5 protein-coding genes are annotated in these 5289 nt (G+C 59.0%); 1 reads left to right on the top strand and 4 read right to left on the bottom strand.

What is annotated here, in order from left to right:
- The coding region (locus ACTJGZ_RS15680) for a hypothetical protein (protein ID WP_441663827.1) at window positions 1-205 on the top strand (205 nt) is incomplete at its 5' end.
- Between the two features lie 190 nt (window positions 206-395).
- Here ACTJGZ_RS15680 and yfaE read toward each other — a convergent pair.
- The 4 genes from yfaE to ACTJGZ_RS15660 form a co-directional block, all read right to left on the bottom strand.
- The gene (gene yfaE, locus ACTJGZ_RS15675) at window positions 396-740 is read right to left on the bottom strand and encodes a class I ribonucleotide reductase maintenance protein YfaE (protein WP_441663826.1); all 345 of its coding nucleotides are present in this window, start codon (window positions 738-740) and stop codon (window positions 396-398) included.
- Window positions 737-1870 (bottom strand): class Ia ribonucleoside-diphosphate reductase subunit beta, encoded by a 1134-nt coding sequence (gene nrdB / locus ACTJGZ_RS15670; RefSeq protein WP_441663825.1) that lies wholly within the window; start codon window positions 1868-1870, stop codon window positions 737-739. The genes yfaE and nrdB overlap by 4 nt, the downstream gene beginning before the upstream one ends.
- Before the next feature lie 289 nt (window positions 1871-2159).
- Window positions 2160-4439 (bottom strand): class 1a ribonucleoside-diphosphate reductase subunit alpha, encoded by a 2280-nt coding sequence (gene nrdA, locus ACTJGZ_RS15665; protein WP_441663824.1) that lies wholly within the window; start codon window positions 4437-4439, stop codon window positions 2160-2162.
- A gap of 249 nt (window positions 4440-4688) precedes the next feature.
- Window positions 4689-5289: hypothetical protein (locus ACTJGZ_RS15660; RefSeq protein ID WP_441663823.1), on the bottom strand; the 601-nt coding region annotated here is incomplete at its 5' end.

The following is a 5289-nucleotide window of genomic DNA, read 5'->3' as shown; positions in this document are numbered from 1 at the left end:
GGATGACGTGGCCTCGCAGGAGCAGGCCGTGACGGTGACCGTGCAGCAGAAGGCGGTCACGCCGGAGCCGGGCGAAGGCGGCAATGAGGGCAATGAAGGCAAGGGCGGCGGCGGTTCGCTGCCATGGCAAATGCTGCCCTTGCTGCCGCTGGTCATGTTGCGCCAACGTCTGCGCGCTGTGATCACGAAGGGCACCTTGCTGTAAGACGTATGAGGCAGAGGGGCGGTTTTGCGCGCCTGGCGGGCGCAAGCCCCCCTGCGGTCGGCCTGAAATGGCGCGGCTGGGCCGATGTGGCCTGCCCGCCTGCGCCATAAAGTAAAAAGCCCCCGCCGTGCCTCATTGCACGGCGGGGGCTTTGTCTATTCAGCGGGGATTGCCCTGCCGCGTAAGCGGCTTAGAGCTGCGGGTGCTGAGGGTCGTCCAGCAGGTCCTCGCGGAACAGTTCGAACTGGCTGTCCAGGTCGCTGCGCAAACCGCAATCCACTGTGACAGGGGCGTCCAGTGTGCAGCAGCAAGGCAGGACTTCGCTGGGGCCGACAAAGGCCAGGGGCGGGGAGTCGTAGCTGACGCTGCCCTGGATCAGGCTCATGCGGCACATGCCGCAGTAGCCGCTGCGGCATTGATACTCCACTTCATGGCCGGTACGTTCCAGCCCTTCCAACAGCGTTTCACCCTCCAGCAAGTGGAAGTGCTTGTCGCGCGTGGAGACAGAGGTGACGCGCGTCTTGGTACTGCTCATAGTTCGAAGTCGTTCAGGTCGTCGGCAGACACTTCGGCATCAATCTGGCCTACCAGGTAGGAACTCAATTCGACTTCTTGCGGCGCCACCTGCACCGTATCGGACGCCAGCCAGGTGTTGATCCAGGGAATGGGGTTGTTCTTGGCGTTCGGGAAGGCAGGTTTCAGGCCTACCGCGCTCATGCGGATATTGGTGATGTATTCCACATACTGCGCCAGGATGTCCTTGTTCAGGCCGATCATGGAGCCGTCCTTGAACAGATAATCGGCCCAGCGCTTTTCCTGCTCGGCGGCGTCGTGGAACATATCAAAGCATTGCTGCTCCACTTCGCGGGCAATCGCGGCGAATTCCGGGTCGTCCTGGCCGGAACGCATGATATTCAGAATGTGCTGCGTGCCGGTCAGGTGCAGGGCTTCGTCGCGCGCGATCAGGCGGATGATCTTGGCATTGCCTTCCATCAGCTTGCGTTCTGCGAAGGCGAAGGAACAGGCAAAGCTCACATAGAAACGGATCGCTTCCAGGATATTGACGTTCATTAGGCACAGATAAAGCGTCTTTTTCAGTTCGCGCAGATTCACCTGGCGCGACTCGCCATTGATGACGTGCTCGCCTGCGCCCAGCTGCGAATACAGCATGGTCTGGTGGATCAGGTTGTCGTAGTAGGACGAAATATCGTTGGCGCGCAGCTTGATGTTTTCATTGCGCACGATGTCGTCAAAGATGACGGAAGGATCGTTGACGATGTTGCGGATGATGTGGGTGTATGAACGGGAATGGATGGTTTCCGAAAACGCCCAGGTTTCTATCCAGGTTTCCAGTTCAGGCAGCGACACCAGCGGCAGCAGCGCCACATTGGGGCTGCGGCCCTGGATCGAATCCAGCAGCGTCTGGTACTTCAGGTTGCTGATGAAAATATGCTTTTCGTGCTGGGGCAGATTCTGGTAGTCGATGCGGTCCTGCGAGATATCGACTTCCTCGGGACGCCAGAAAAAGGACAGCTGCTTTTCGATCAGTTTTTCGAAGATCGGGTATTTCTGCTGGTCATAGCGTGCGACGTTGACGGGCTGGCCGAAGAACATCGGTTCTTTCAGCTGGTCGTTATCGGTGCGGGAAAAAATACTGTAAGCCATGATAGTCAGTGTTGCTTCGGCAATACGGCGGCAGTGGCCGCGGCGCGCTGCCAGATGGCAGCGCGAGCTGTTGGCGCGCGCTAAAGAGGCGTCAGGCGCGCAGCGGGCGGGCAAGGACAGCAGTGCCGCCCGGGTAGTGGCTGCCTGGCACCAGGCGGCCTCGGCTGTTGCCGCTAGGGCGGCACGCAGCCCGGGAGTTCAGGTTGGGCGGGGGCGCGGCTGCGCCAGCCGCCCGTCGAAGAGGCCGCGCCTGCCGGCAACTGAACCAGGCACCGGCGGCGGACGGCCATCAAATCTTGCAAGCGCCGCCTGCGCAGGAGTCATCCTCGGCTTCTGCCTGGGCGTCTGCCGCACCGTCGCGGGTGTTGTGGTAGTACAGCGTCTTCAGGCCGTACTTATAGGCTTGCAGCAGATCCTTGAGCAGTTGCTTCATGGGAACGCGGCCGCCCTCGAAACGTTGCGGATCGTAGTTCGTGTTGGCCGAAATCGACTGGTCCACGAACTTCTGCATGACACCCACCAGTTTCAGGTAGCCCTCGTTGCTCGGCATTTGCCACAGCAGTTCGTACTGATTGCGCAGGCGCGGGAAATCCGGCACCACTTGGCGCAGGATGCCATCCTTGGATTGCTTCACCGACACCAGGCCGCGCGGCGGCTCGATGCCGTTGGTGGCGTTGGCGATCTGGCTGGAGGTTTCCGAGGGCATCAGCGCGGTCAGCGTCGAGTTGCGCAGACCGTGTTGCTGGATGTCGCGGCGCAGCGATTCCCAATCCAGGTGCAGCGGCTCCGTGCAGAAAGTATCCAGATCGCGCTTGTAGGTATCGACCGGCAAAACGCCCTTGGCATAAGTCGTTTCGTTGAAGGCCTTGCAGGGGCCGTACTCACGCGACAACTGCACCGATGCCTTCAGCAGATAGTACTGAATCGCTTCGAACGTACGGTGTGTCAGGCCGATCGCGGCGGCATCCGAATAACGCGTGCCATTCTTGGCCAGGTAGTAGGCATAGTTGATGACGCCAACCCCCAGCGAACGGCGCTTCTCGGTGGCATTCAGCGCGGCCTTGACCGGATAGTCCTGGTAGTCCAACAGGGCATCCAGGGCACGCACGGCCAGATCGGCCAGCCCTTCCAGCTCGTCGAGCGACTCCAGGGCGCCCAGGTTGAAGGCCGACAGCGTGCAGAGCGCGATTTCGCCATCCGGGTCATTGATATCGTCGAGCTCCTTGGTCGGCAGCGCGATTTCCATGCACAGATTGGACTGGCGCACGGGAGCCACGGCCGGATCAAACGGGCTATGCGTATTGCAATGGTCAACGTTCTGGATATAGATACGGCCCGTGCCGGCGCGCTCCTGCATCACCAGCGAGAACAGTTCGGTCGCCGGCAGCGTACGCTTGCGAATGGCCGGATCGGCTTCGTATTGCAGATACAGGCGCTCGAACTCGTCCTGGTCTGCGAAGAAGGCGTCATACATGCCCGGCACATCGTGCGGCGAGAACAGGGTAATGTTCTGGCCCTTGATCAGGCGCTGATACAGCAGGCGGTTGATCTGCACGCCGTAATCCAGGTGGCGGATACGGTTTTCCTCGATGCCGCGGTTGTTCTTCAGCACCAGCAGCGATTCGACTTCCAGATGCCACAAGGGGTAGAACAGGGTCGCCGCGCCGCCGCGCACACCGCCTTGCGAGCAGGACTTCACGGCAGCCTGGAACATCTTGTAGAACGGAATGCAGCCGGTATGCTGCGCCTCGCCGCCGCGGATCTCGCTGCCCAGCGCGCGGATGCGGCCGCCGTTGATACCGATACCGGCGCGCTGCGACACATAGCGCACAATGGCGCTGGTCGTGGCGTTGATGCTATCCAGGCTATCGCCGCACTCGATCAGCACGCAGGAGCTGAACTGGCGCGTCGGGGTGCGCACGCCGGACATGATGGGCGTGGGCAGGGAAATCTTGAAGCGCGACACGGCATCGTAGAAGCGCTTGATGTAATCCAGGCGGGTCTCCTTGGGGTACTTGGAGAACAGGCACATGGCCACCAGGATATACAGGAACTGCGGGCTCTCGTAGAGCTGCTTGGTCACCCGGTTCTGTACCAGGTACTTGCCTTCCAGCTGCTTCACGGCGGCATAGGCGAAATCCATATCGCGCCAGTGGTCGATATAGCCGTTGAGTTCCTCGAACTCGGCGTCATCGTAATCTTTCAGCAGATGCTCATCGTACTTGCCCATGGCCGTCAGCTTGCGCACATGCTCCAGCAGGTGCGGCGGCTCGAACTGGCCGAAAGCGATCTTGCGCAAATGGAAAATCGCCAGACGGGCGGCGAGGTACTGGTAATCGGGCGTATCTTCCGAAATCAGGTCGGCAGCCGACTTGATGATGGTTTCGTGAATATCATCGGTACGGATACCGTCGTAGAACTGGATATGGGACTTCAGCTCCACCTGCGAAACCGAGACATTGTCCAGGCCTTCGGCGGCCCAGGTAATGACACGATGAATCTTGTCGAGGTTGATTGACTCCTGGCGCCCGTCGCGCTTGGTCACTTTCATCGTCTCGTATTTCGTCATTGGAAAAACCTTTCGTCGGTGGAACAACCCCGGCCTGCGGAGCAGCGGCAGGCGGAGCACAATGAGTTCGTCAAAATAATCAGTGTTGCAGCTAACAGTGTTGCCGTAGCACTGGAGCAGTGCTGTATGTCCCTGCCCACAAAAAAAAGCCCCTCATCGCATGCATGGCCTGTCGCCAGGGCAATCCTGGTAACAATAAACAGTGGCACAACAAACGGTGAGAGTCCCTTTGGTATGGACAGGTCGTCTTCAACTTGCCTGAACGCCGGAGGGGGAACATGGCTCTGTCATCCGTTCACGGGAAGCGTACTCTGCCGGAAAACACGGCGCTGCGGCGTGGGGACTGAACAGAGTCGAAGCGAGTTTATCGCGTGGCTGGGGAACTTTAAAGACTGGTTTTTCCGCGCCAAAAGAGGTAGGCGAAACCAGGCGCTGCCTGCCCGGAACCGCGTAAGCCTGATGAGCGCTGGCCTTGCGCCCGATCCGGCCTGTTTCCTGGCTCAGGAAATGCTCAGAAAACGAGCAGAAAAAATAATAAAAAAAGAACAGGCGTCCGCCAGCAAAACGCCGATATATAGGGTTTTTTCTATAGAAAACCCCATATGTAGTATTTCCTAACAGGTGCCAGACGCATTTCAATATATGAAAAACCCTAGAAAATAACACCCGCCAAACGCAGCCAAAACCGCCAAACACCCGCTCAAAAACTGACCGGAAAATCCCAGTTTCAACCCCCATCAAAAACCAGAAAAACAGCAAAAAAACCGCTGCCTTTTCCCGTAATTTCAGCGCCTTGCGGCCCTCCCTGGCACCAGCCGCCCCAGGCCCGAATCGTTCCCAAAAAAAACCA

The organism is Kerstersia sp., assembly GCF_052103615.1.
Classification (GTDB): domain Bacteria; phylum Pseudomonadota; class Gammaproteobacteria; order Burkholderiales; family Burkholderiaceae_B; genus Kerstersia.
This window is presented reverse-complemented; position numbering and strand designations above follow the sequence as displayed.

Coding starts and splice junctions, on each gene's coding strand:
- yfaE (WP_441663826.1), bottom strand. CDS start 740: ATGAGCAGTACCAAGACGCGCGTCACCTCTGTCTCCACGCGCGACAAG.
- nrdB (WP_441663825.1), bottom strand. CDS start 1,870: ATGGCTTACAGTATTTTTTCCCGCACCGATAACGACCAGCTGAAAGAA.
- nrdA (WP_441663824.1), bottom strand. CDS start 4,439: ATGACGAAATACGAGACGATGAAAGTGACCAAGCGCGACGGGCGCCAG.